We start from the raw sequence: 21,808 nt of genomic DNA, 5'->3' as shown, positions 1-21,808 counted from the left end.
TTTGGCATATCGACTACAATTGAAATAACAATTAGTAGCGCGGTGGGTTATGGCAGTGCAATTACTCAAAAGGTTGTTGAGCGTAGAAGAATATCATTTAATGGGCAAAGCTGGTATTCTTTCCGAGGGCGAGCGGGTAGAACTGATAGAAGGAGAAATTGTACAAATGGCAGCAATTGGAACTCGTCATGCTTCCTGTGTGAGACGATTCATCGGACTGTTCAGCGAAATTCCCAGTAACCGGGCTTTTCTGGATGTGCAAAACCCCATCCAGTTGAACGAGCGCACCGAACCTCAACCTGATGTAGTATTGCTAAAACCCCGCGCTGATTACTATTCAACAGCACATCCAGTACCGTCAGAAGTTTTGCTGTTGGTAGAAGTATCCGATAGCACGGTTGATTACGATCGAGATGTGAAAGTTCTGATTTACGCTCGATCGCTCATTCCAGAAGTCTGGCTAGTAGATATAGAGGCACAATGTTTAGAAGTTTACCGCCAGCCAACTCCTAATGGTTACAGTTTAATCCAAAAATTTTGGCGGGGTCAACAAGTTGCGTCGCTCGCCTTTCCTGATGTGGAAGTGAATATCGATTTCGTACTCGGATAGATTCGGATTATAGGTTATAGAAAACATTCCCAACTCCCCATTTTTCAATTACACCACCCGATAAACAAAACTCAGAGTTGCCCAAACATTCACATCCAAAGCCAAATCATCCGTCGATATCCCCACTTTCTGCACCCCCGGAATGCTAGCGGCGTGCAAATCTTCGAGCACCGCCCGCGCCACATTTAAAGGATTCAACAACACTCGAATTGGCAGGGCATCCCTCGTTTGCTGCATTTCGGCTTCTATTGCAGCCAGAGTTTGAGCGAAGGGACTCTCACTAAATATAATTAAAGTTTCCGCAAGTCCGATCGACCCAGATACCGCCCACCCGACCGCCCCAGCCGCCGGCACGGTCAAATTCTCCCCAGGAGCGATCGCCCGCGACATAACTCCCACAGCATCTTTGCCCTCAGGGCCGAGCACTGACAGCCGTCCCGCGCTATCGGAGCCAAACACCGCAAAGTAAACCGGGCGATCGCTGTCGTTATACAAAACGTACTGAAAGTGGCTGCCTTTTTCCACACTTAGTATACGGCTCCTGACCGATTTCTCGCTTTCCCCCCTCAGCGGTTCCAGCCGATAATCACCGCCGGCCCGCACCGGCTCCCGCTGCCCCACGGCGAGCGCTTGCGGTGCGAGAGTTGCCAGAACCGCCCGCACCTTCAGGCGTGAAGACCCCTCATTGACTGTCAGCCGCAGCAACTTCCCCGCCTGCAGCGCTTTCAACTGCGGAGTCAAGCGCTGCACCGCCACCTTGACGGCTTCTCCCCCGTCGCCCTGAGTATCGGGAATCAGGATTTGAGCCAAAGAAAACAAACCGTAACGGCTTTGTATCAAACCAGGCTCGTGAGCCGAGACTGTTTCGGCTAAACTCGTTTCCGGGACTCTGCCGAACCGACAGTCAGCCGGTTGCTCGCTACCTACGGCCGCAACTTGCGGCACAGTCGCGAAAGCACTGGTGGCGTCCACGCGCTCGATGCGTTCCAAACCCGAGTCCAAAGCTACTGTCAAACCGATGTTTCGCGGCAATACCCGAATTTCTTCCCTCACCAGTTCGCCGGCTGTTAATTGCCGATTTGTTCGATAGAACCCGTCTAAAACTTGGGCTTTAGCAGAGAGGCCCGTGCGTCCCCGCAGCAAAAGCCGGTCGCCCTCCGAGGAATCCAAAGCAAACACAGAACCCGCACAGCACTCCAAAACCCCCGGCGACAACCCGCCCAGCCACAAATGCACAGTTTTGCCCCCCTCTTCCACCGCCGTCACAGCGCCGTCAGCAGCAGGGGAATTGAACATTAAATTTGAAAAATTCACCGCCAGCGGCGCTGTTAAATCGTGATTCAGAATTTGCGGTTGCTGCGATAACTCCGTGATTTGCTCGACATTACCCGCGGCGCGGCTGAAACTGACGCTGAAGCTGCTAGCGGGAGTTGCCCACCACAAAGTTTGGGCGAGGGCGTAGGTAAACAAACCTGCGGTAAATCCGTTCCACTCTTGTTCGGCGGCGATTTGAGAATTGGCGGCCGCAGCCAGTACCGTGGCTGCAGGACGGAGATTTGGCCGGGATTTGACACCTTCGGCGAACGTTAATTCTGCGAGGCTTGGCTCGCCGATGGTGGGGCGGGGGCGGGAGCGAATGCGAAAGTTGCCGTTTTTGGAGAAACCCGGATAGGTGTAGCTGGTGTCGAGGATGGCGATCGCATTTTCTGTCGCGAGCGATCGCACCAACAGCAGCAGCGTTTCCTCTAAAATATCGTTCACCCCCCGGTTTGCTAACAGCGGCAAAACATCATCCGCCGGCACCAAACTGTTTTGCATTATTCCGGGAGACTCAGCCAAACTGACTCGACTACCGCAGCCGCTAAAGTGAAAAACTACCACGTCACCGGGTTTTGCTTGTTCGCTCAAGTGAGTCACAAAAGCCGTCTCGATATTTTCCCTCGTAGCTTGAGCGTCAGTCAAAGTCAAAATGTCAGACGGCACAAACCCAAACCGATATATCAGCAGTTCCCGCTGCAATTCTACATCCGTGACGCAGCCGCGCATGGGCGAGTCTGGATATTTGTCAACGCCCACCAACAAAGCCAATTTGCGGGCTGTCGGCTGGGCTAAGGCTTCGAGGTAGCGATCGCCCAACCGCAGCCACAGGGCCTCGCTGATTCCGATGGCGGCCAGCATCCGGCCAGCTTGCTGCAAAAATTCCCGCCGCTTCAGTCCCATTTTTAAATAGCTTTGAATTTTAAGTTCTGAATTTTAAGTTAAATTCCCCTCAATAATTTTAGGGGAATTAATTAGATTGTGAGTGTTTAGTATTAACAGAAGTTTTAAGTTTTAACTTTTGAGTTTTAAGTTTTTTCCTGGACGCACTCCGAACAAAGAAACCGGGTTTTTTAACCGAAATTGAGGGTTTTAATCACGTATTTTTGTTCCAAAACCCGATTTCGACGCGCTTGGGCGTCCAGGACAAAAGTTTTAACTTGTAAACTCAAAACTCAAAATTCCCAACTATTCAGAATGCCGCCCCGACAAGGTTCAAGATTTAAATCTCGTAACTGAAAATATTCATTGCCCTGGCCAATTCTGCGGCGACTTCCGGCCGGGAAAACTGGGGCGGCGGCAATTTTCCAGCGCGCAGCATTTCCCGCACTTTGGTTCCAGACAAATGCACCCGCTGTTCGGGAGTGCTGGGACTGGTTTTAGTTGTAGCCATTTGTTCCGTCAGCGTGCAGTAGAAAGCGTGCTCGAATTTCATCGGCACAATTCCCAATTCTCCCGGCTCAAAATCGTCAAAAATATGTTGGGCATCGTAAGTGCCGTAATAATCGCCAACTCCAGCGTGATCGCGCCCCACAATAAAGTGAGTGCAGCCGTAGTTTTTGCGGATTAAAGCATGAAAAATTGCTTCTCGCGGCCCGGCGTAGCGCATCGCCGCCGGATTAATTGCCAAAATTACGCGATCTTTTGGATAGTATTTTTCTAGCAGAATTTCGTAGCAGCGCATCCGCACGTCAGCGGGGATGTCGTCGTCTTTTGTCGTCCCCACTAGCGGGTGCAGGAACAAGCCGTCTACTGTTTCTAAGGCACATTTTTGGATGTATTCGTGGGCCCGGTGGATGGGGTTTCGGGTTTGGAAACCGACTATGGTTTTCCATCCTTTTTCTTTGAACAGCATTCTCGATTTCGCCGGGTCAATTTGGTATTGGGGAAACCGGGCGTCTAGTTCGCGTTCGAGCAGCCAAACGTCGCCTGCGAGGTTAACGGGCCCAGATTTGTCTACTACTTGGACGCCCGGATGTTTGAGGTCATCGGTGCGGTAGACGTTGAGGGCTTCTTCTTCTTTACTGTAGTGGTATTTTTCTGCCAGTTCCAAGATGCCGACAAATTCTCCCGCCGGCGAGTCGAGGCGCACTAAAGTGCCTTCTGTGAGGGTGTCGGCGATTGCTTCTGTTACCGAGAGGGTGATGGGAACCGACCAAGGGAGGCCGTTGGAGAGGCGCATTTGTTTGACGACCGATCGATAATCAGCTTCGTTCATGAACCCTTTGAGGGGGCTCAGAGCACCGATAGCGATCATTTGCAGGTCGGAGATCGATCGATCCGAAAGCTGGACTCGCGGTAAGACTTCTGCTTTGTCGAAAAATTCTTGTCTTTGGTCTAGTGTGGCAATGCGGTTGACCAGGATGCCGCCGTGAGGGGCAATGCGGTCTGGATGCTGGCTCATGTCGATTTGAGTTATTTGGTTTTAGCTACCAGAGTACATAGTATCAAGCGGTGGCTGCAATTCTACATTTTTTAATTGTTCTGGACTTGTGCAGAACGCTGCTTTTGTGGCGCTGTAATTCTTTAACTGTAAACTCCCGCACTCAAAACTCTAAACTTTCCCGTCAATCGATTTTAGATTTTAGATTTTAGATTAAAGAATTGAAGCATTGACCCCACGGATAAATTCGGGGGGCAAGTTTCATCGGATACAGGTTTTTTATTTCTCCACCGATGAATTCGGGGGCTTGTATCCTGGATGCTTTCGGTCAAGTCTGTACTTGAAATTCTTCGGGATCTATTCCCCAATTTACCCAGCTAATCGCTTCTTTAGCCGTTAGCGAAGCCCTCGAAGAGGATCGTACTTTTGGCGGCACTCGCAAAGCGTGAAGGTGTCCCGTACTCGGACAAGTCATCTTTAACAAATAAATTGGCTCTATGTCAATATTATTCTCAATTTTCAACAAAGTATATTCTTGCCAAGTATCCAATTCGGTTGCTTGCAATTCTTGACAAATTCTCGGATAGCCGATCGCCTGAATCAAAACTCGCCGCACTTCGGCATTCTGTTCTGTTAACAGCCATGAAGCTTGCCAAGACTGCGGCGGAACTTGACCGATTGTTTCCGGCAGTCGCACGCCGCGATAAGAGTATACGCTGAACTTGTCAGCAAATTCAACCGCTGGTTGGCCTTCTGCGTGGAGCAAATATTCGCTGTCAAAATGAAGTTGTCGCGGGCGATCGCACACAAAGCAGATTTTCTCAAACGGGTAAATCCAGCCGCAGTTTTCCACCAAGGATTTAAAGGCTGAATACAAAGGGCGATCGTACTCCAAATTTAACACGCCAATACAAAAATCCACCCAACTTCCGTGACAGGCTGACAGTTCGGAAACTATGCTGTTATTACGATCTGCCAGATCGATCTGGAATCTCTGAAATCTCCCGCCCAACTTCCTTGTTAATTTGACGTAAACTTCGTCTTTAACATGAACGTGCAGTTGATTCATCAGTTGAGCGTACAGCGGGTTATAGAGTTTGCTGTAAATTTGATTTTCCAGTTCTCTGCCGAGTTGACTTCTTAATATGTCGTACAATTCATTATGAATTTTGTTTCTGATTTCGCTGCCCGTTTCCTGACCAGAATCGCGTATTCTTAGCGGTTCAACTGCTTGCAAAGCGGTGTAAGGGCTGTCACAGAAAATAATTTCCGGTTCACCAAAGCCGATGATGTTGTAGGCGGTGTTGATAGCGGCTGTAGCTTGCGGGCGATCGATCGGTTTTATCGAAAGTCCAATTTGCCGCCACTTCTCGCGATAAGTCGGAATTAGGGCTGTTTGTTCTGGAGTAATTGCGATCATTGGTACAGCTAGATTATTTGATTTGCTGTCAAACTTTTTAGACTTCGCATCCGGTTAAAAAATCTACGTTCCTGGACGCACGCTAACCCAAAAACACCCGGTCGATCGTTGTCGCGATCGAGCGTATACGACCAAATTACGTGCATAAACCGGGTTTTTGCGTCCAGGACGTTTCGAGATAGAAAGCGAGTGAAAAAAAACTCAACTCGCTTGTATAAAAACTTACACCAAAGCAACCTGGTTTCTGCGAATAATCTTGGTTTGGTAGCGAAGTATCTAGGAATAAACCCGGTTTATTACCCCCTGCGCAAGTCCTAATACAGCAAATCTTGCAGAATTTGTGAACATCTCTTTTTTGACTTCTGACTTCTCTCCTAGATAACTAAATCATTCTTGCTTCTAAACATTTAACCACTGAACCAGTACCCTGGGCGCAGGCAACAAAATAATTAACAAAAGCCCGATCGCCAGCAACCCCAAAAAATCCCGCCGATCGTCCAATTCGCTAACATCATTGAGCGCCGGTTCGTCGTTTAGCGGCGTCAGAAACAAAATAATTGCCCACAGCAGCAAACCCTGTTCCAAAAACGCCAGCAGCAGCATACAAAGTCTAGCAAATTGCCCGATCGCCATACTCGCTCGCTGGCCGAACATCGCGTGCACGATGTGCCCGCCATCGAATTGTCCCACCGGCATCAAATTAAACGCCGTCACAATCAAACCCAAATAACCCGCCACCGCTACCGGATGCAAATTAATCGCAGTTTCCGCATTGAAAGCGCCGCCCAAAGTTAACTTGCTCAACAAAGTCATCAGCAGCGAAAATTTGGGAGTGAAAGAGTCAAAATTTAACATTCCCGACTTGTCAGACAGCGGTACAAGAGTCGAATGATCCAAACCCCACATCAACAGCGGCACTGTCGCAACCAAACCCGCAAGCGGGCCGGCAATACTGATGTCAAATAAAGCTCGGCGGTTGGGAATTGGACTCCGCATTTGAATGAAGGCACCAAAAGTTCCCAAGAAAAAAGGAATCGGAATAAAATAAGGCAAAGTCGTGCGAATTTTGTAGAATCTGGCAGCTAAATAGTGGCCTGATTCATGAATTCCCAAAATTGTAATCAGAGCCAGCGAGTAAGGCAAACCCTGGAGCAACATTGACGGGTTTGCCTGCAAAGCTTCTTCAGTAACTCCGGCCATTTGCGCCCCGACAATCGTAGTCGTAAACACCGTGATCAGCACCAAAGCTAATGCTAAAAACGGCCGGGTTAGAGATGGAGTTTTAAGGTCAGTCAGGGGAGTTTCCCCGACTTTGCTGCTGGGATTGGGAACTATGGCAAAAAAAGGTTGACCGCTCAAGCTGTTTTGAAATATTACTAAAAAGCGATCGCCAAAATGCCTCTCCACATTCTCCCGAATCGCCTGATAAGCTGCCTCCGGGTTAGTGCGCAACTGTCCGCGACAAATTACAGCCTGCGGCCGAAATTCCAAATCTCGCAAAAAGTAAATTGACCAAGGAAAACAATCGCGCAAACTCGCTTCTTCTGCTCGATCTATCGGGCGCAGGGAGGGTTTTGGGTTTGCAGGTTCAGTCGCAGAGTCTGCTACTTGCTCAGCAGTTTCGCTGGTAATTTTCTTGCGCCCCAACTGTACCAAAAACCAGTACAAAAAAGGGCAAACCAGAAAAGGTATAATTACCAACTCCGGCGGTACTGTTTTGCTCGTACCGTTAACTAAAACCCAACCACTCCAAATCAGCGCCGGTGCCATCATTACCAGCCACAGCAGCCATACCGGAGTTCGGGTGATGCGGCTGGTGCCGTTGTGCAACAAGAAGTACGATATCAGTCCCAATACGAACAACCATAGTAAAAAGAACATAATATTTATTCCAGTCCTTCTCAATACTTCCTTGAAACAACAGAGTTCAGTCTCCAAACAACCCAGGCACGTGCTCGACAATATCTTTGCCTTCCCGCCTAACCGGGATACCCTGGGTGCGACAGCCTATTTCATTGTAGAAAACCAAACTAACATCCTGGTGGATTGTCCCGCTTGGGATGAGATTAACCAAACATTTTTGCGGGAACACGGCGGCGTGCGACTGCTGTTTCTCACCCACCGCGGGGCTATCGCTAAGGCGCGGGAGATTCAGGAAGCCACCGGGTGCGATATCCTGATTCAAGAGCAGGAAGCTTATTTGCTGCCGGGTTTAAAGGTGACGGTTTTTGAGCGAGAATTTGCTTTGAACGATCGAACTTTTGGATTTTGGACTCCGGGCCACTCTCCCGGTTCCTCTTGCCTTTATGATAGTGGCAGCGGCGGAGTGCTTTTTTCGGGCAGACACTTGCTCCCCAACCGACAAGCCGCCCCAGTACCGCTGTTGACGGCAAAAACTTTTCACTGGCCCCGGCAAATTAACAGCGTGAAGTCAATTATCGATCGATTTTCGCCCGAAACTTTACAGTATATTTGCCCCGGTGCAAATACTGGTTTTTTGCGGGGAAAAGGCTCGATAGATCGAGCTTTTGAGCAATTAGCCAACCTGGATTTAGCTGTTTGTTTGCAGTCAAAACCCGATCTCTAAATCTATGCTGCAACATCAAAAAATTGTTTGACGCGCTAATAATTATAGCCGTAAGGTGCGCATTGCGCACCCTACATTATTCTTCCGTCTCTTAGAAAGGGAATTCTTTGGTGTACTAGCGGTTTCAACTGCCAATTCTTACCGTGTAAAAAAAACTGTGGAAAAAACCGAAAAACAAAAAATGCTCGCCGGCGAATTGTATTTAGCTGCCGACGAACAATTGATTTTAGAGCGCCAGCGAGCTCGCCGCCTCGCCAGAATCTACAATTCTACCCGCGAAGACGAACCAGAGAAACGGTTAGAAATCCTTGCCGAATTGTTCGGTGCAATCGGCCCCAAAATTGAAATCGAGCCACCTTTTTACTGCGACTTCGGCAGCAATATTTATGCGGGAAACGGATTGTACATGAATTTTGGCTGCGTGATTCTCGACTGCAATCGAGTTAACATCGGCGAAAATTTGCTGTGCGGCCCCAACGTGCAAATTTACACTGCTTTTCATCCCACCGATCCCGAAATCCGACTTTCTGGCCGAGATCTCGCCGCTGAAATTAATATTGGCAATAATGTGTGGATTGGTGGCGGCTGTATTATTTGTCCGGGAGTGACTGTTGGCGACAATAGCACGATCGGCGCAGGCAGTGTTGTTGTCAAAGATATTCCCGCAAACGTCGTGGCGGCGGGCAATCCTTGCCGAATCATCCGGCATCTACCTTGATGTGGTACGATCGACACGCTGGGGCGATCGGCTCTTTAGAGCTTAACCCAGCAATTTTAGATATCAGAACAGCCGGTTTGAGATTTTCCAGGTAAACTCCCCCGGAAAAATCTGTGGAAAAAATCTAAAATCTAAAATCGCTTGATTTTTCGCTCCCAGTTTTCAATTCCTACTCAAAAGATTTTATGACGACTGCAACAGTTTATCCCAACGCTCCCGATCTCTGCACCGACGACTATATAGTAGTGGGTTTAGCCACCTGCTTCATCAAAGAAGAAGGCGAAGTTTTTGAAGTGCAAGTAATCGAAGCTATTCCATCAGCAGCTTTGGAAGCAATTGTCAAGGGAATTCCCACATCTTATCAAATGGCTTGGGGCACAACTTTAGGAGCTGTTCTCGACGGCGAATCACCCAAAATGCTGCCGGAGTTCCCGTCATCAGCTCAGTTTAGCGAAGAATTCGGCTTTCGGGCGATCGCTGCCGCCCGCACTTACAAAATTCGCCCCCAAGCTAAAGTTCACATTCCCTTGGGAACAGTTCGCAACGACTTTACTTATTCCTTAGAACGCAAAAGAGTGCTTAACTCCGAGCGCGTCATTCGCACTGAAGACAATGTGAAACAGCACGAACACACTCACAAGGTTCTCTAAACAAATCGCCTTGCGACAATTTAGCACCGCCTCAGCCTGCAGATGCACCGAAAATAGTTTGGAGTTTTGCGATGTGAATTAAAGATGTAACAAGTTTTTCGTTCATTAATGAAGGAAAAACTTTTAATATTTCGTTATTAAGACAAACACCAAACATCTCAACGTAGGGTGCGCACTGCTCAAATCACCTATTAACATAAATTCTTAACGACTGTTAAGAAAAGTCTTAGGTTGTTGATGAACTGTTTTAACGTGTCAAAAATATGGTACAATCTCACTCCAGTTTAACAAGGTGAGCCGGCCGGCGGGAAAAAATTAAAAAATCCCTGCAATTATTGAATGCTCGTAGTTTCAGACTACTGGCAGGCTCGGATTACATCGCAGGTGAGCTAAGGATGTCAATCTCACAAATTGGTCAAACCATGCGAAGCTTTGCGAGAGTGAAGTGGTGGAAATTAACTCGGCTATTGCCAGCGGGATTTAAGGGCGAATACCATCTTCGGTACAAAACTGCGCTCTTAATTTTGGGCGGAACAATTCTGGCAGCTAGCATCACTGGTTGTATCAGCTATCAAAGCGTTCGCCGCTTGACTCTCGCCAATTTAGAGCGAAATGCTTTGTTAGAAGTTAGGGAGCGCGGTAACAAGATCGATCGCTGGATCGGCACTAGAAAGGCTGAGATCGAAATCCTCGCCAATACTCCTCCCGTTCGTTCGATGAATTGGCCTGTGGCAGAGCCTTATTTGAAATCCGAAGTAATTCGACTGCAAGAATTCCAGCACTTTGCATTAATCGATCCCGACGGTTCTTATTTCACTACAAAAGTCGGCAGAGCCTTGATTAATGTCAGCGACCGCCAACACTTCAAACAGGCAATGGCTGGGAAAGTCTATGTTTCAGATCCTACCATTTCTCGCACGCTCAAACGACAAAGTATTGTTCCCATTTCGGCTCCGGTGTGGTCAAATTCGGCAAATTCTATTTATAAAAAAGCCGAAAAGCCGATCGGAGTAATGAACGGCGTCATTAGCATCGACCGAATTGCCGAAGTAGTAGGAAAGCTGGAATATGGGGCAGGAACTTACGCTTTTGTTCTCAATTCTCAAGGAGTCCCGATTGTACATCCCAACGATCGGTTAATGGGAAATATCGACAAGCCGGCTCCCAGTTTTTTAGAGTCGGCGGATGCTAATTTGGCGAATGTAGCCCGGGAGATGGTTTATCAAAAAACGGGCATTTTGCTGACTAAAATCAACGACGCCAGAGTTTATGTTGCCTATCTTCCTTTAGAACAAGCTGAATGGTCGATCGCCCTGGTAATTCCCCTCGACAATCTCGAAAAAGAACTGCTCCCCTTAAATATACTCGCAGCAGCCGTCGCCGTACTTGCCACCGCAGCTATTTTCGCAGAAATTGTGGCACTGAAGCTGTTTGCCCTAAACTGCATTCGCACTCGCACAGAAGCCCTTCTCCACCGCTTGACCAGTCGCATTCGCGCTTGCTTGCACCTCGATCGCATCCTCCAAAATACAGTAGACGAACTCGGTACTTTGCTGAAGCTCGATCGAGCAATTTTTGGATGGTACGATCCCCGACAAGATACTTTAGAATTTTGCTGGGAATATTGCCGGGAAGGTTTGCCCGGGCGCTTGGGAATCTTCGGCGTTCCAGGAGGGCCCTCGGGAGATTTAGCTGCACGGCTTCACCGCAGCGAAACGATACTGCTATATAAAACCGCCGCCCCTGATGCCACAGCGTCTGAGGAACGCGCCCATCTCGAACTCACAAACAGCCACTACGCAGCAGTACCCGTACTAACTCACACTAATCGGCTCGGATATCTGTTCGCCTCTGCAAACCGGCGGTTTGCGACTCCCGAGGAGGTGGAAGTTTTGGAAGCAATTGCAGACTCGCTGGCAATCGCCATTTCTCAATCCCAACTCCACGGGCAAATTCAAGAGGATCTCAAACTTTTGGAAGAAGTCTTAGCAAAACTCAGAAGAACCGAAGAGCATTTAGTACAAAGCGAAAGAATGACAAGTGTCGGTCAACTAGCCGCCGAAGTTGCCCGGGAAATTAATAACCCGATTAACTTTATTTACGGCCGCCTAATTCACCTCAACGATTATATCAAATATTTGCTCCATATAATTCGCCTCTATCGCGAACAATATCCCGAACCTGTGCCGCGAATCGCCAAAAAAATAGAAGCCGGCGACCTAGATTTTATCAGCCAAGAGTTGCCGCAAATTCTCAACTTTTTGAAAAGAGGAGCCGATCGCATTCGCCAGATAGTCTTGGCTTTGCAAAAATTTTCACTTCCTGACGAAGCCACCAAAGAACGCGCCAACGTTAATGAAAGCATCGACAATATTTTGCTGTTGCTCGCTCACCAACTGGAGGAAAAAATATTAGTAGTCAAGGAGTACAACAACCTGCCGCCAATTTTGTGTTATCCCGGTCAACTGAGCCACGTATTTGCGAGTCTGATCACCCATGCTATTGATGCTGTTAAAAGTATTGAAAACTCCGCTCAAATTATTACAATTACAACCGATATTGTCGAGGATTCTACAGGCAGGTTTATTGTAGTAGCGATCGCCCACAACGCCTCCACAACTCCGCCGGAAATTCACCACAGAATATTTGACCACTTTTCCCATACTAAATCGTTAAAAAATTTTACAGGATTGGGGCTTTCGGTTTGCTATAAAATTATTGTAGAATTCCACGGCGGCCGCCTTACAGTTAAATCTCCGGTTCAATCCAAAACGGCGGGTGGCGCTGAGTTTATAGTAGAATTGCCGATCGTTTAATTTAAAATTTTAACAGTCGATCGAGAAGGGTAAATGATGAATGCTTGTACCTCTATTTTAGTGCGCGTCGGCAGACGAAAGTTTGTGTAGGATGGATTTCCTTCGCCCAGTTTTTATTTCAATTTATCGAAGCGTTAAGTGTTAGTTCAGTCATGGAAGCAAAACCGGTATATGCAGGCTGCGCTACTTATACTGGTGGACGTTACCGCTATAAGTAGCGCTTAAAACTACTTTTTGTATCCTGGAGTGTAGCTGATAATTGTCGATCCTAATACAGCTAAGCCCTGATTTTTTCAACACTGCCAATTGTGAAACCAATGTGATTCAAAAATGAACGAAATATGAAAATAATGCAAGTTAATCAAAATTTAGTGTAAAGTGAAACAGTCAAGAGGAACACTTTACTTATAAAATATAACACTTTACAAAAATGGATGCAGCAACTACCATCTTACTTTCCTTGGGACTAGCAGCAGATGCTTTTGCTGTTGCTGTTTCTAGCGGTTTAGCAATCAAACACATGAAGGTCAATAAAGCTTTAAAAATAGCCTTGTTTTTCGGAGGTTTTCAAGCTTTAATGCCCGTAATAGGATGGTTTTTCGGTCTTAGTTTTAGTTTTTTGATAACACCGATCGACCATTGGATAGCTTTTGGTCTATTGAGTTTCATTGGCGGTAGAATGATTTACGAATCGCTGCAAACCGAAGAATGCGAGAAAAAATTTAATCCCTTAGATACGGGGACTTTGATAACGCTGTCGGTGGCGACAAGTATCGATGCTCTCGCAGTTGGCATCGGATTTGCAGTGCTAAAAACTTCGATCGGCCCTGTCGTTAGTGCGATCGGATTTATTACTTTCTTTGTCGTATTTGCTGGCGTGTTCATCGGCCACAAGTGCGGCAACTTATTTGGAAATAAAATAGAGTTCCTAGGAGGCGTAATTTTAATTGCGATCGGCAGCAATATATTATTTTCGCATTTAACAGAAGCGTCGGCAGTCATCGGTAATGGGTAATTGGTAATTGGTAATTGGTAATTTATACTTTTTCCAGGCTATGCCTGGGAACACATACCCGGAGGCTGTGGCTACAATGCCCAATTCCTCATGCCTAATGCCCGGTACAATAATAATATTGCGTTAGAGGACAAAATTCCGTGCTGAAACTTTACGGCGGAGCCCGCAGCAGGGCCTCAATTGTCAAGTGGTATCTAGAAGAAATAGCGGTTCCCTACGAATTCGTCATGCTGGATATGCAAGCAGGGGAACACTTGCAGCCAGAGTATCTCGAAATTAACCCGATCGGCAAAGTACCCGCGATCGCCGACGGAGATTTTAAACTTTGGGAATCCGGCGCAATTCTGCTGTATTTAGCTCAAAAATATGGTAAAATGCCCGAGGGTTTGGAGCAGCAAGCTCAAATCGTGCAGTGGGTCACGTTTGCTAACGCTACGTTGGCGCCGGGAATATTTACAGAAGCAAGTCGCGATCGCGAAACTCCCCGCTTGTTAACACCGTTAAATGAAATCTTCGAGAAACAGCCGTTTTTAATGGGCGATGAATTCGGTGTCGCCGACGCAGCAGTAGGGTCAGCTTTAGCCTACATTCCAATGATGCTAAAACTAGACCTTACTCCTTATCCGGCTGTTGTAGATTACATCAAGCGGATCTCAGAAAGGCCGGCTTTCAAAAGTGCGATCGGCGGTAGCTGAAGGCAGAAAGAAGAACGAAACAAAACTTAATAGCTAAAAGTAGGGGCAATTGGTGAATTGCCCCTGCTTTTAATGAAATCAAACTTATCTAAATCCGACAGCCGCCTGCCAAACAAAAGCCAGCAGCAAGAAAAACACCGGAATCACCGGCAAAACATTAACCAAAGGCTCAAAGATCGAATAAGCCTCGGGCATTTTTGCTAAGAGTAATGCAGCTTCCATGAATCAACCTACCTATCCAACAGAATTTTCATAATTGTCGCATATCTTTACCCAAGGCAATCATGATTAATCCACTCTCGGTGCGAGCCAGCCGGCAAACTCTTCAGTAAATCGATCTGCCAAAATTGCCTCCCGCATTTTCCCAGTAAAGCGAATCAACTCCGTCACATTGTGAAGCGCCAGCAAAGTATACCCCAGCACTTCGTTAGCCCGCGCCAAATGAGCCAAATAAGCCCGACTGAATTTTTGGCAGGTATAACAAGGACAAGACTCATCTAGCGGAGCAAAATCCTCGCGAAACCGAGCATTTTTCAAATTCCAGCGTTCCCCACCAACAAAAGCCGTCCCGTGGCGGGCCAGCCGAGTCGGAATCACGCAGTCAAACATATCTACTCCACTAGCCACCGCCAGCGCCATTTCCCGATAAGTCCCAATCCCCATCAAATAACGCGGTTTATTTGCCGGCAACAGGGGCGCAGTCGCTTTCACAATCTCTGCGATCAAATCCCCCGATTCCCCGACACTAACCCCGCCGATGGCGTAACCGGGCAAATCCAAATCCACCAACTGGTTCGCCGCGCGCGATCGCAAATCGGGGAAAACACCCCCCTGGACGATCCCAAATAAAGCTTGATCCGGGCGCGAGTGAGCTTGAATGCAGCGTTGCAGCCAGCGGTAAGTGCGATTTGTTGCCGCCTCCACCTCCTCCCGCGTAGCGGGGTAAGGGGGACACTCGTCAAAGGCCATAATCACATCAGCGCCCAACTCATTCTGAATTTCGATCGATCGTTCCGGCGTCAAATTAATCCTGCGGCCATCGCGGGGAGAGCGAAAAGTCACCCCATCATCAGTAATCTTGCGCATTTGGCTCAAGCTAAACACCTGGAAGCCGCCCGAATCGGTCAGCATCGGGCCCGGCCAAGCCATAAATTTGTGCAATCCGCCGGCGCCTGCAACAATTGCTTCCCCGGGCTGCAAATGCAAGTGATAAGTATTTGCCAAAACCATTTGAGAACCCGCAGCCTCAAGATGTGCCGGTGTCAAAGTTTTGACATTAGCTAGCGTCCCCACTGGCATAAACTTAGGCGTTTCCACAACACCGTGGGGAGTGGCAAAAACCCCTGCACGCGCTTGGGTATGGCTGCAATTAGCCTGACATTTAAAAGAAAATCCCGTGTTGTCTTCAGTCATTAGTCCCCGACGATCGTTAACCGCTACTCGGCCGTCCGTGTTATCTAATCTATTGTTGATGACATCGCGACAAAAAAAACCATAACCCCGCCCAAAAACGGAGACAAGTTTCCGACAATCGTCGTGGAGGGCAAAAAATTTTAGACCTTAGTTCTACCTCCCAGATTCAAAGCTGCGAGTAAATCTAAAATCTAAAATCTAAAATCTAAAATCGACTGACTGACGATTAAAACGGGGAATCATCCTCATCCAATTGCAGATCCCAGTTGCCTGAGAGTACCTGATCCACAACCGCATCCAAAGCCGCAGCATTTAAATTCCGCGCGACTTGCTCTTGCAAAGGATTGGAGAGGGGAATTAACCGCAACTGCCGTCCATCTTGAATCAGGTCAAAATAAGCACCATCTTCAGGGGATTGTTTCAGTTCCAGGTAATCAAAACTATACACGTTCAAATAAAGCGCATGGTTGGCAATTAGGGTAGAACGGTCGGGGTTGGCGAAGACTTCGAGTACATAACCTTCCCCTTCGCTGTAAATCTTGCCATCTTGTATGTGAAGGTAGCGGACACGTCCTAAATCAAACAGCAATCTTTTGATATCGCGCTTGTTGACGACAATGCCTGTATCGATGATGCAAGGAGCAACTACCCTGTTATTCAATTGGTCGTGACTCATGGAGTAAAAGCCTCTGTTGTAGTATGTTCCCCTCTAGGAAATCAGGGAGTTAGCTAGAATTCTTGGGAAGGGAAACGGGGATCTTGAGTTTAGTAATTTTAGATAGGGAGCTTTGGGAGCGCTGCCTGCAGAGGTTTTCCGGGGAAAAGAACTCGGACAGGAGGAATGCCCGATCCAAAAAACTAGGGTGTTACAGTTCCAATTCTGGCACAGGCTAATGGATTGACAACTGCATACCAGATGAAAAATTTTCTATCTTATGGTGCATGATAAATTGGTTCGCTCTACGATCGACTTTTTCCGGAATCAAGGCGCTGCCATCGCAGCCGCAGTCGCTTTTTATACTTGTTTGCCGGTACCAGTGTCTTGGACTTTGGAGTTTCGGGGCATTGCCCGCTTGGCACCGGCGATCGGGCTTTTAATTGGGGGAATGCTGGGACTGGCGGATCTTGGGTTGCAGTTGTTGGGGATGCCTGCTTTGACTCGATCGGCCTTGGTGGTAGTCTTGGGCATCGCCGTGACTGGCGGGCTGCACCTAGACGGGGCAATGGACGCGGCGGACGGGCTGGCTGTACCCGATCCGGTACGCAGGCTGGAAGTCATGCGGGACAGCGTTACAGGGGCCTTTGGGGCGATGGCTGCGATCGCGATCGTGCTGCTGAAAACTGCCGCTCTCTCGGACTTGAATAACTATCGGTGGCTGGCTTTGATGGGGGTCGCCGGTTGGGGCAGATGGGCCCAACTGGTGGCGATCGCCCGCTATCCCTATCTCCGGGCCGAGGGTAAGGGAGCTTTTCACAAAGAATCTATTTATTCTCCTTTTGATTTTATACCGGGAGTGCTGTTGCTGCTGAGTTTGAGCGTGGTGCAAGTTGTCTTGGAGGGCGATCGGTGGCTGTTGGCGGTGGGGATGGCTTTGGGGGGAAGTGCGATCGGAATTTTTGCCGGAGCCTGGTTTAACCACCGTTTGGGCGGCCACACGGGCGATACTTACGGTGCCGTAGTCGAGTGGACGGAGGCTTTATTGCTGTGTCTTTTGGCGGCTTTGGAAGGGTAAGTTATGCCATGTTGCCATTGTTTGAGTGAAGACTTTAGTCCTCAATTTAGCAAATAACGACGGTTCTAGCAGGTGGAAATCCGCACTCATCGGGCAATGGTTTTCATCCTGTCTGCCTTCAAATGCCACCCTAGATTAGATACAGCAAACCTCAAACTATAAAGAAAGCTATGGGATACTTTATTGCTGCGATCGTCCTCGGAATGTTAATTTGGGCTGGGTTCGAGATTGTCCAAACAATCCGCAATTGGGAAACGAATCCCGAAGAAACTACCAGCAAAATTCAAGCTGAAATGGTCCAAGAAACATATCGCGGTCAATTTGGTGCCGATGCGGTGGAGGGAGGGAGTCAGGCTGTCGGAAACGCACTCCACGCCGGCCACTGCGCCGCCGAATCTGCTCCAAGTGCGATCTGTCATGTGGTAGAAGGCTTGTTGCACGTGCTACACCATTAATATCGTGTCTGCTAGCGTAAGTTGTGCAAGTGTTTTTGATGCTGTAGGGGCTGGTTTTACGAATAATTTTTGACGCACACAAACAATCTCATAAACCCGCCCCCACACAACTAATAACCTATATCAACCTTGACTTTGAGCGAAGGGAAAAAATGTACATTGACGTTTACCGTTTAGAGAGAGGGGGCGGGTTTATGGGATTATTAGTTTTTGGCGTAGATGGTTGATAAAACCCGCCCCTAGGAGAGCGCACATTATACAAAAACCAACCAAGCGGACATGATATAACAACACAAAATGAATGGAAAATGCCACTGCAAATTTTCCATTCATTCTCACTTTTTACGCTTTCGGCTCAACCCAAACGCTTATCCCTTCAACTCTCAAACCTTTGCCGCGAGTGCCGCAATATTGACCGTTAGCAGTAACAGGAGTATCGCCCACATTCTGAATGTGAGCCGTATAAAATACGTCATACTTATCAGCTTGCGGTCCAGTCAGCCGCGCGGCAAATCCCTCAATGCGCTTGGCTTTGCCCCGGAATCCAGCTAACTCCCCTTCCGAGATCCAAGCAGTATCGCCAACTCCTTCAACGTGAGCCATATACTGCAAATTTAAACCGGCAACGGGAGGCTCTATTTTAATTTGAAATCCTTCCACGCGGCGGCCTTGAGCTTTAGTGCCCGCGTATTCTCGATCGCTAAAAGTTCGATCGCCAATTCCTTGAATGTGCGCCAACACTTTTAAACCCACAGGTGTCGCTGTTTGGGAACTCGCAGACGGCGCGATCCAAACTTTGATGCCCTCGATTCTCAAAGCTTTGCCGCGAGTGCCGCAATATTCGCCGTTGGAGGACACGTCGGTGTCGCCAATATTCTGAATGTGAGCGCTATAAAATACGTCGTACTTATCAGCTTGCTGCCCGCTCAACCGCACCGCAAATCCCTCAATTCGTTTCGCTTGACCCCGAAAACCTGCCAATTCTCCTTCGCCGATCCAAGGAGTATCGCCAACACCTTCGACGTGAGCCATGTACTCGACATTTAAGCCGGGAATTGGTGGATCGATATTAATTTGAAATCCTTCGACGCGCAGCCCCCGACCCTTACTACCCGCGTATTCTTGAGCACCGAAAGTTCGATCGCCAATTCCCTGAATGTGCACCAAAACTTTGATTCCCAAAGCGCCCTCTACTGGCACTTGTTGAATCTCCCGAGGTGCCCCAAAGACAATGTTCCCCGAACCGGTTGTCTGGAGGGACTGAGGTACTTCCACGCTGGGAACAATAATTACCTCGTGCATGGGGACGGAAGGTGCGGGGGATTCCAAAATCTGGATCTGTGGCGCAACTGCAACTTGTTTCGGTGCCACATTTCCCGACGGGATGATAATCACTTCTGGCAAAGGTTCGGCGCTGATTTTTGGTTCTGGCGCTGGTTTAAATGCGGGTTCGACTTTTGCAGGTGCTGCTTTTACCATCTCAGCAATGGTTAATTTGCCTCTGGAAATGGCGACGGCTATTTGTTTGCCAAAAGCGGCGCTGACTGTTTCTTCAAGAAAGACCCACTGTTCGTCGTCTAATTTGTCTTGCTGTTCCACCAGGGCGAGCACTGCTGCAACTGGGTGTTTGCCGCTGACTAAGGATTCTGCGTCGGAATGCAGTTGAGTCGGGGTTGATTCTGAAATCGCGCGTTGCAGTTCGCGGGCTTTGGCATGAACTGATTGTAAGGGTGCGAAGTCGCTTTGTTCGCGGTGGGCGATCGCCAATACTCGATCGATCACTTTCAAAGCCGCATCGCGAATTTCTGCTTTACCTTCGGAAGCTGCGGCAGTCTGGACTAAGTTTTGAATGTCTTTGAGGGAAGCAATTTCCCCCGGCGCGATCGCGGATTTGTTGAGTTCGAGAGCTTGTTTTTGGACTGTGGCAAAGTTGCGGCTGTAGGTGGCTACTTCTTGCAGCAAGCTGTCAGAGGGAGGAAGGCCCGAGTCTTGCAGTTGTTTGGCTGCTTGTCCAAGGCGATCGGCCAAATTAGCATAAGTTTCCGATAGTCGGGCTATTTGTTGTAGCAAATCGTTATGTGCTGCTTCCATATGTCTTGCCGTAAATATTTAACTTGCTGATTATAGACGTTGAGCGTCTTCTGAAGGTAGAAACCAGTAGTCATCAGCGATTAATCATTAATCATCAGTCAGATGTTTAAGAAAGATTTTCCCACTCTATCGCGATCGCATTCCGCGACTCCCCCACTCCCCCTCCCCGGCCTCTCCTCTCCCATCCCCCGCGTGATCGCCGTCACAGCCGTGCAAATACTTAATCACACTCTGCGACTCCGGCTGTCACGACCGACCCCTAAAAATGTCACACCCATCGAGCAATAGCCGTCACTGCGGATTCTGTTAAAACGGTTGATACTGAAACTTCAACCAATAAAATCCAGAAGTGTTATGGTACTGATTCGCGACCTCGCCCAACAAGCTCTGCTCATCGGTTTTCTAACTATTGAAGCCGAAAATCAACTGCGCCGGATGTTAACTACCACCAAGTATGACTTGGAAGACTTAAATGCTTTTATGGCTTTGCAACTAGCAGTTATGTCCGGTTTGGTGAAACAAGAGTCTCGCGAGCTAAAAGAAGTGGAAGTCTTTTGCGAGACTGCCTCCAAAACTTCCTGTTAGTAATTAGTTGGCTTTTACCACATTAAAATTTAGTAAGGAACCTTTCGATTATGCGGATTCGTGAAGTTGTACAACAAGCTCTTGTCGCTGGATATCTGAGTTTGGAAGCCGAAAATCAAATGCAGCAGATTTTTGCCTCAGCCAAGTGTGATTTGGAAGATTTGAATGCTTTTATGAGCTTGCAGTTAGCTGCGATGGCCGGTCGTGTGAGGCAAGAGTCTTGGGAATCGATAAATTTTCCAACATTTTCAGAAAGAACTTAATGATTTTTATAAATTAAATAAAAATCATTAAGTTCTTTGATTTTCTACAGAACAAATTCTAATAATTTAATTACCTAATTTTGGGAGTGATAAAGTCATTGCGAATTGCGATATATCTATATTATTTTAGATCAAACCCGATAAAAAAAATATCGTTAAATTTGTAGTAAGGACTTGAGTATTCAAAAGCAAAACTTGGATGAGTGCCAACAATTTTACGCTCTAGCAAATGTTGAAGGAAGAAGAAAGAAGCAATCGACCGCTGATGTTTCAGCAATTAAGAACGTCCTCACTGTCGGGCGCGATTGCTATAAAAATCTGGGGTGCAGAACTTCTATCTGTAGGGTAAACCGCAGAAGAACACCTTACCGATATATAGCCTTTCTCAGTAACATGAGGTGCACGCTTGATAAGCGGGCATAGGGCATAGGGTATACCTCACTTTATTGAGAACTGCTATAGAACCCATTTGAGATCTTTTGGGGGAGCGAGTAAAATTGACAAAAAGAGGTAAATTTAATTAGATTGGGGTTGAAAATGGGTTATTCCAGCGATGTCACGGACAAGGAGTGGGAAATTATTGAGCCATTACTGCCCCAGAAGAAGAAAACCAGACCTCCAGTGTGGACAAAACGGCAAATCCTTTTCGGGAATATTTTATCAACTCAAGAACGGTTGTAATTGGTCCGACTTGCTAGCGAGATCTACCACCATATTCTACTGTCTTCTGGCATTACCAAAATTGGTGTGAGGACGGTGTACTTGATCGGATCATGACGGAGTTACATAGTAAGGTGCGCGAACAAGTAAAAAAAAAACCGCAGTGGACAACCCTAATCATGATTGACTCACAAGCAGTGAAAAACACTTGCAATGCTAGTGAGGAGTCTAAAGGGTTTTGTTTCTACAAATGCACGCTTTGGCATCAAAAGACATCTAGCTGTCGATATACTTGGCTTTCCCTTCTTTACTCACTGTACCAGGGTAAGCGCATCTAATTTTGTATTTAAAAATACAGATTATTGGACCCACTTGTAGATTGATAGAGACAATTTGA

Annotated in this window: 20 protein-coding genes; 12 read left to right on the top strand and 8 right to left on the bottom strand. The window is 47.6% G+C overall.

What is annotated here, in order from left to right:
* Window positions 1–49: 49 nt before the first annotated feature.
* The gene (locus tag QUB30_RS23665; protein ID WP_333338322.1) at window positions 50–610 is read left to right on the top strand and encodes a Uma2 family endonuclease; all 561 of its coding nucleotides are present in this window, start codon (window positions 50–52) and stop codon (window positions 608–610) included.
* A gap of 48 nt (window positions 611–658) precedes the next feature.
* Here the strand turns inward: QUB30_RS23665 and QUB30_RS23660 are convergent, their stop codons facing one another.
* The 4 genes from QUB30_RS23660 to QUB30_RS23645 form a co-directional block, all read right to left on the bottom strand.
* Window positions 659–2,830: a caspase family protein gene (locus tag QUB30_RS23660; RefSeq protein WP_333338319.1), complete on the bottom strand. Its 2,172-nt coding sequence runs from the start codon at window positions 2,828–2,830 to the stop codon at window positions 659–661.
* 319 nt (window positions 2,831–3,149) lie between these two features.
* Window positions 3,150–4,331 (bottom strand): sulfate adenylyltransferase, encoded by a 1,182-nt coding sequence (sat, locus tag QUB30_RS23655; protein ID WP_333338317.1) that lies wholly within the window; start codon window positions 4,329–4,331, stop codon window positions 3,150–3,152.
* A gap of 307 nt (window positions 4,332–4,638) precedes the next feature.
* Window positions 4,639–5,730, bottom strand: coding sequence for a DUF6745 domain-containing protein (locus tag QUB30_RS23650; protein ID WP_333338314.1), 1,092 nt, complete (start codon window positions 5,728–5,730; stop codon window positions 4,639–4,641).
* A 399-nt stretch (window positions 5,731–6,129) separates the two neighbouring features.
* A complete protein-coding gene (locus tag QUB30_RS23645; protein WP_333338311.1) occupies window positions 6,130–7,611 on the bottom strand; it encodes a site-2 protease family protein in 1,482 nt (493 codons plus the stop codon).
* 31 nt (window positions 7,612–7,642) lie between these two features.
* Here QUB30_RS23645 and QUB30_RS23640 point away from each other — a divergent pair, with 31 nt between their 5' ends.
* The 6 genes from QUB30_RS23640 (at window position 7,643) to QUB30_RS23615 (ending at window position 14,211) form a co-directional block, all read left to right on the top strand.
* A complete protein-coding gene (locus tag QUB30_RS23640; protein WP_333338308.1) occupies window positions 7,643–8,317 on the top strand; it encodes an MBL fold metallo-hydrolase in 675 nt (224 codons plus the stop codon).
* Between the two features lie 157 nt (window positions 8,318–8,474).
* On the top strand, window positions 8,475–9,035 hold the full coding sequence (locus QUB30_RS23635; RefSeq protein ID WP_333338306.1) for a sugar O-acetyltransferase: 561 nt from the start codon (window positions 8,475–8,477) through the stop codon (window positions 9,033–9,035).
* A 185-nt stretch (window positions 9,036–9,220) separates the two neighbouring features.
* Window positions 9,221–9,685 (top strand): hypothetical protein, encoded by a 465-nt coding sequence (locus QUB30_RS23630; protein WP_333338302.1) that lies wholly within the window; start codon window positions 9,221–9,223, stop codon window positions 9,683–9,685.
* 395 nt (window positions 9,686–10,080) lie between these two features.
* Window positions 10,081–12,501: a cache domain-containing protein gene (locus tag QUB30_RS23625; protein ID WP_333338299.1), complete on the top strand. Its 2,421-nt coding sequence runs from the start codon at window positions 10,081–10,083 to the stop codon at window positions 12,499–12,501.
* Window positions 12,502–12,931: 430 nt separating this feature from the next.
* On the top strand, window positions 12,932–13,516 hold the full coding sequence (locus QUB30_RS23620; protein WP_333338296.1) for a manganese efflux pump MntP family protein: 585 nt from the start codon (window positions 12,932–12,934) through the stop codon (window positions 13,514–13,516).
* Between the two features lie 140 nt (window positions 13,517–13,656).
* A complete protein-coding gene (locus QUB30_RS23615; protein WP_333338292.1) occupies window positions 13,657–14,211 on the top strand; it encodes a glutathione S-transferase family protein in 555 nt (184 codons plus the stop codon).
* Window positions 14,212–14,295: 84 nt separating this feature from the next.
* Here QUB30_RS23615 and QUB30_RS23610 read toward each other — a convergent pair whose 3' ends face one another.
* The 3 genes from QUB30_RS23610 to QUB30_RS23600 all read right to left on the bottom strand — a co-directional run bounded on the left by QUB30_RS23610 (window position 14,296) and on the right by QUB30_RS23600 (window position 16,300).
* Window positions 14,296–14,433 carry a photosystem II reaction center protein K gene (locus QUB30_RS23610; RefSeq protein ID WP_096830115.1) on the bottom strand — a complete coding sequence of 46 codons (138 nt, stop codon included), beginning with the start codon at window positions 14,431–14,433 and terminating at the stop codon, window positions 14,296–14,298.
* A gap of 66 nt (window positions 14,434–14,499) precedes the next feature.
* Window positions 14,500–15,624, bottom strand: a complete 1,125-nt coding sequence (gene tgt / locus QUB30_RS23605; RefSeq protein ID WP_333338287.1) for a tRNA guanosine(34) transglycosylase Tgt — start codon at window positions 15,622–15,624, stop codon at window positions 14,500–14,502.
* A gap of 226 nt (window positions 15,625–15,850) precedes the next feature.
* Window positions 15,851–16,300 carry a hypothetical protein gene (locus QUB30_RS23600; protein WP_333338284.1) on the bottom strand — a complete coding sequence of 150 codons (450 nt, stop codon included), beginning with the start codon at window positions 16,298–16,300 and terminating at the stop codon, window positions 15,851–15,853.
* A 259-nt stretch (window positions 16,301–16,559) separates the two neighbouring features.
* Here QUB30_RS23600 and cobS point away from each other — a divergent pair, with 259 nt between their 5' ends.
* Both cobS and QUB30_RS23590 read left to right on the top strand, forming a co-directional pair.
* Window positions 16,560–17,357, top strand: coding sequence for an adenosylcobinamide-GDP ribazoletransferase (gene cobS / locus QUB30_RS23595; protein WP_333338281.1), 798 nt, complete (start codon window positions 16,560–16,562; stop codon window positions 17,355–17,357).
* A 170-nt stretch (window positions 17,358–17,527) separates the two neighbouring features.
* A complete protein-coding gene (locus tag QUB30_RS23590; RefSeq protein ID WP_333338278.1) occupies window positions 17,528–17,812 on the top strand; it encodes a hypothetical protein in 285 nt (94 codons plus the stop codon).
* A gap of 342 nt (window positions 17,813–18,154) precedes the next feature.
* Here QUB30_RS23590 and QUB30_RS23585 read toward each other — a convergent pair whose 3' ends face one another.
* Complete coding sequence (locus QUB30_RS23585; RefSeq protein WP_333338274.1) at window positions 18,155–19,903, bottom strand: hypothetical protein; 1,749 nt, start codon at window positions 19,901–19,903, stop codon at window positions 18,155–18,157.
* A 354-nt stretch (window positions 19,904–20,257) separates the two neighbouring features.
* Here QUB30_RS23585 and QUB30_RS23580 point away from each other — a divergent pair, with 354 nt between their 5' ends.
* From QUB30_RS23580 to QUB30_RS23570, 3 genes are all read left to right on the top strand, one after another.
* Window positions 20,258–20,488, top strand: a complete 231-nt coding sequence (locus QUB30_RS23580; protein WP_333338271.1) for a hypothetical protein — start codon at window positions 20,258–20,260, stop codon at window positions 20,486–20,488.
* 50 nt (window positions 20,489–20,538) lie between these two features.
* Window positions 20,539–20,751, top strand: coding sequence for a hypothetical protein (locus tag QUB30_RS23575; protein WP_445300536.1), 213 nt, complete (start codon window positions 20,539–20,541; stop codon window positions 20,749–20,751).
* A gap of 537 nt (window positions 20,752–21,288) precedes the next feature.
* Window positions 21,289–21,432, top strand: coding sequence for a hypothetical protein (locus QUB30_RS23570; protein WP_333338268.1), 144 nt, complete (start codon window positions 21,289–21,291; stop codon window positions 21,430–21,432).
* Window positions 21,433–21,808: the final 376 nt, after the last annotated feature.

Source organism: Microcoleus sp. BROC3 (genome assembly GCF_036702515.1).
In the GTDB taxonomy this organism is placed as follows: Bacteria; Cyanobacteriota; Cyanobacteriia; order Cyanobacteriales; family Microcoleaceae; genus Microcoleus.
This window is presented reverse-complemented; position numbering and strand designations above follow the sequence as displayed.

Bases quoted from the DNA above. Each gene is read 5' to 3' on its own strand.
- tgt (WP_333338287.1), bottom strand. From the start codon at position 15,624: ATGACTGAAGACAACACGGGATTTTCTTTTAAATGTCAGGCTAATTGC.
- QUB30_RS23580 (WP_333338271.1), top strand. From the start codon at position 20,258: ATGGTACTGATTCGCGACCTCGCCCAACAAGCTCTGCTCATCGGTTTT.
- sat (WP_333338317.1), bottom strand. From the start codon at position 4,331: ATGAGCCAGCATCCAGACCGCATTGCCCCTCACGGCGGCATCCTGGTC.
- QUB30_RS23590 (WP_333338278.1), top strand. From the start codon at position 17,528: ATGGGATACTTTATTGCTGCGATCGTCCTCGGAATGTTAATTTGGGCT.
- QUB30_RS23660 (WP_333338319.1), bottom strand. From the start codon at position 2,830: ATGGGACTGAAGCGGCGGGAATTTTTGCAGCAAGCTGGCCGGATGCTG.
- QUB30_RS23610 (WP_096830115.1), bottom strand. From the start codon at position 14,433: ATGGAAGCTGCATTACTCTTAGCAAAAATGCCCGAGGCTTATTCGATC.
- cobS (WP_333338281.1), top strand. From the start codon at position 16,560: ATGGTGCATGATAAATTGGTTCGCTCTACGATCGACTTTTTCCGGAAT.
- QUB30_RS23650 (WP_333338314.1), bottom strand. From the start codon at position 5,730: ATGATCGCAATTACTCCAGAACAAACAGCCCTAATTCCGACTTATCGC.
- QUB30_RS23645 (WP_333338311.1), bottom strand. From the start codon at position 7,611: ATGTTCTTTTTACTATGGTTGTTCGTATTGGGACTGATATCGTACTTC.
- QUB30_RS23625 (WP_333338299.1), top strand. From the start codon at position 10,081: ATGTCAATCTCACAAATTGGTCAAACCATGCGAAGCTTTGCGAGAGTG.
- QUB30_RS23585 (WP_333338274.1), bottom strand. From the start codon at position 19,903: ATGGAAGCAGCACATAACGATTTGCTACAACAAATAGCCCGACTATCG.
- QUB30_RS23620 (WP_333338296.1), top strand. From the start codon at position 12,932: ATGGATGCAGCAACTACCATCTTACTTTCCTTGGGACTAGCAGCAGAT.
- QUB30_RS23575 (WP_445300536.1), top strand. From the start codon at position 20,539: ATGCGGATTCGTGAAGTTGTACAACAAGCTCTTGTCGCTGGATATCTG.
- QUB30_RS23600 (WP_333338284.1), bottom strand. From the start codon at position 16,300: ATGAGTCACGACCAATTGAATAACAGGGTAGTTGCTCCTTGCATCATC.
- QUB30_RS23570 (WP_333338268.1), top strand. From the start codon at position 21,289: ATGGGTTATTCCAGCGATGTCACGGACAAGGAGTGGGAAATTATTGAG.
- QUB30_RS23665 (WP_333338322.1), top strand. From the start codon at position 50: ATGGCAGTGCAATTACTCAAAAGGTTGTTGAGCGTAGAAGAATATCAT.
- QUB30_RS23630 (WP_333338302.1), top strand. From the start codon at position 9,221: ATGACGACTGCAACAGTTTATCCCAACGCTCCCGATCTCTGCACCGAC.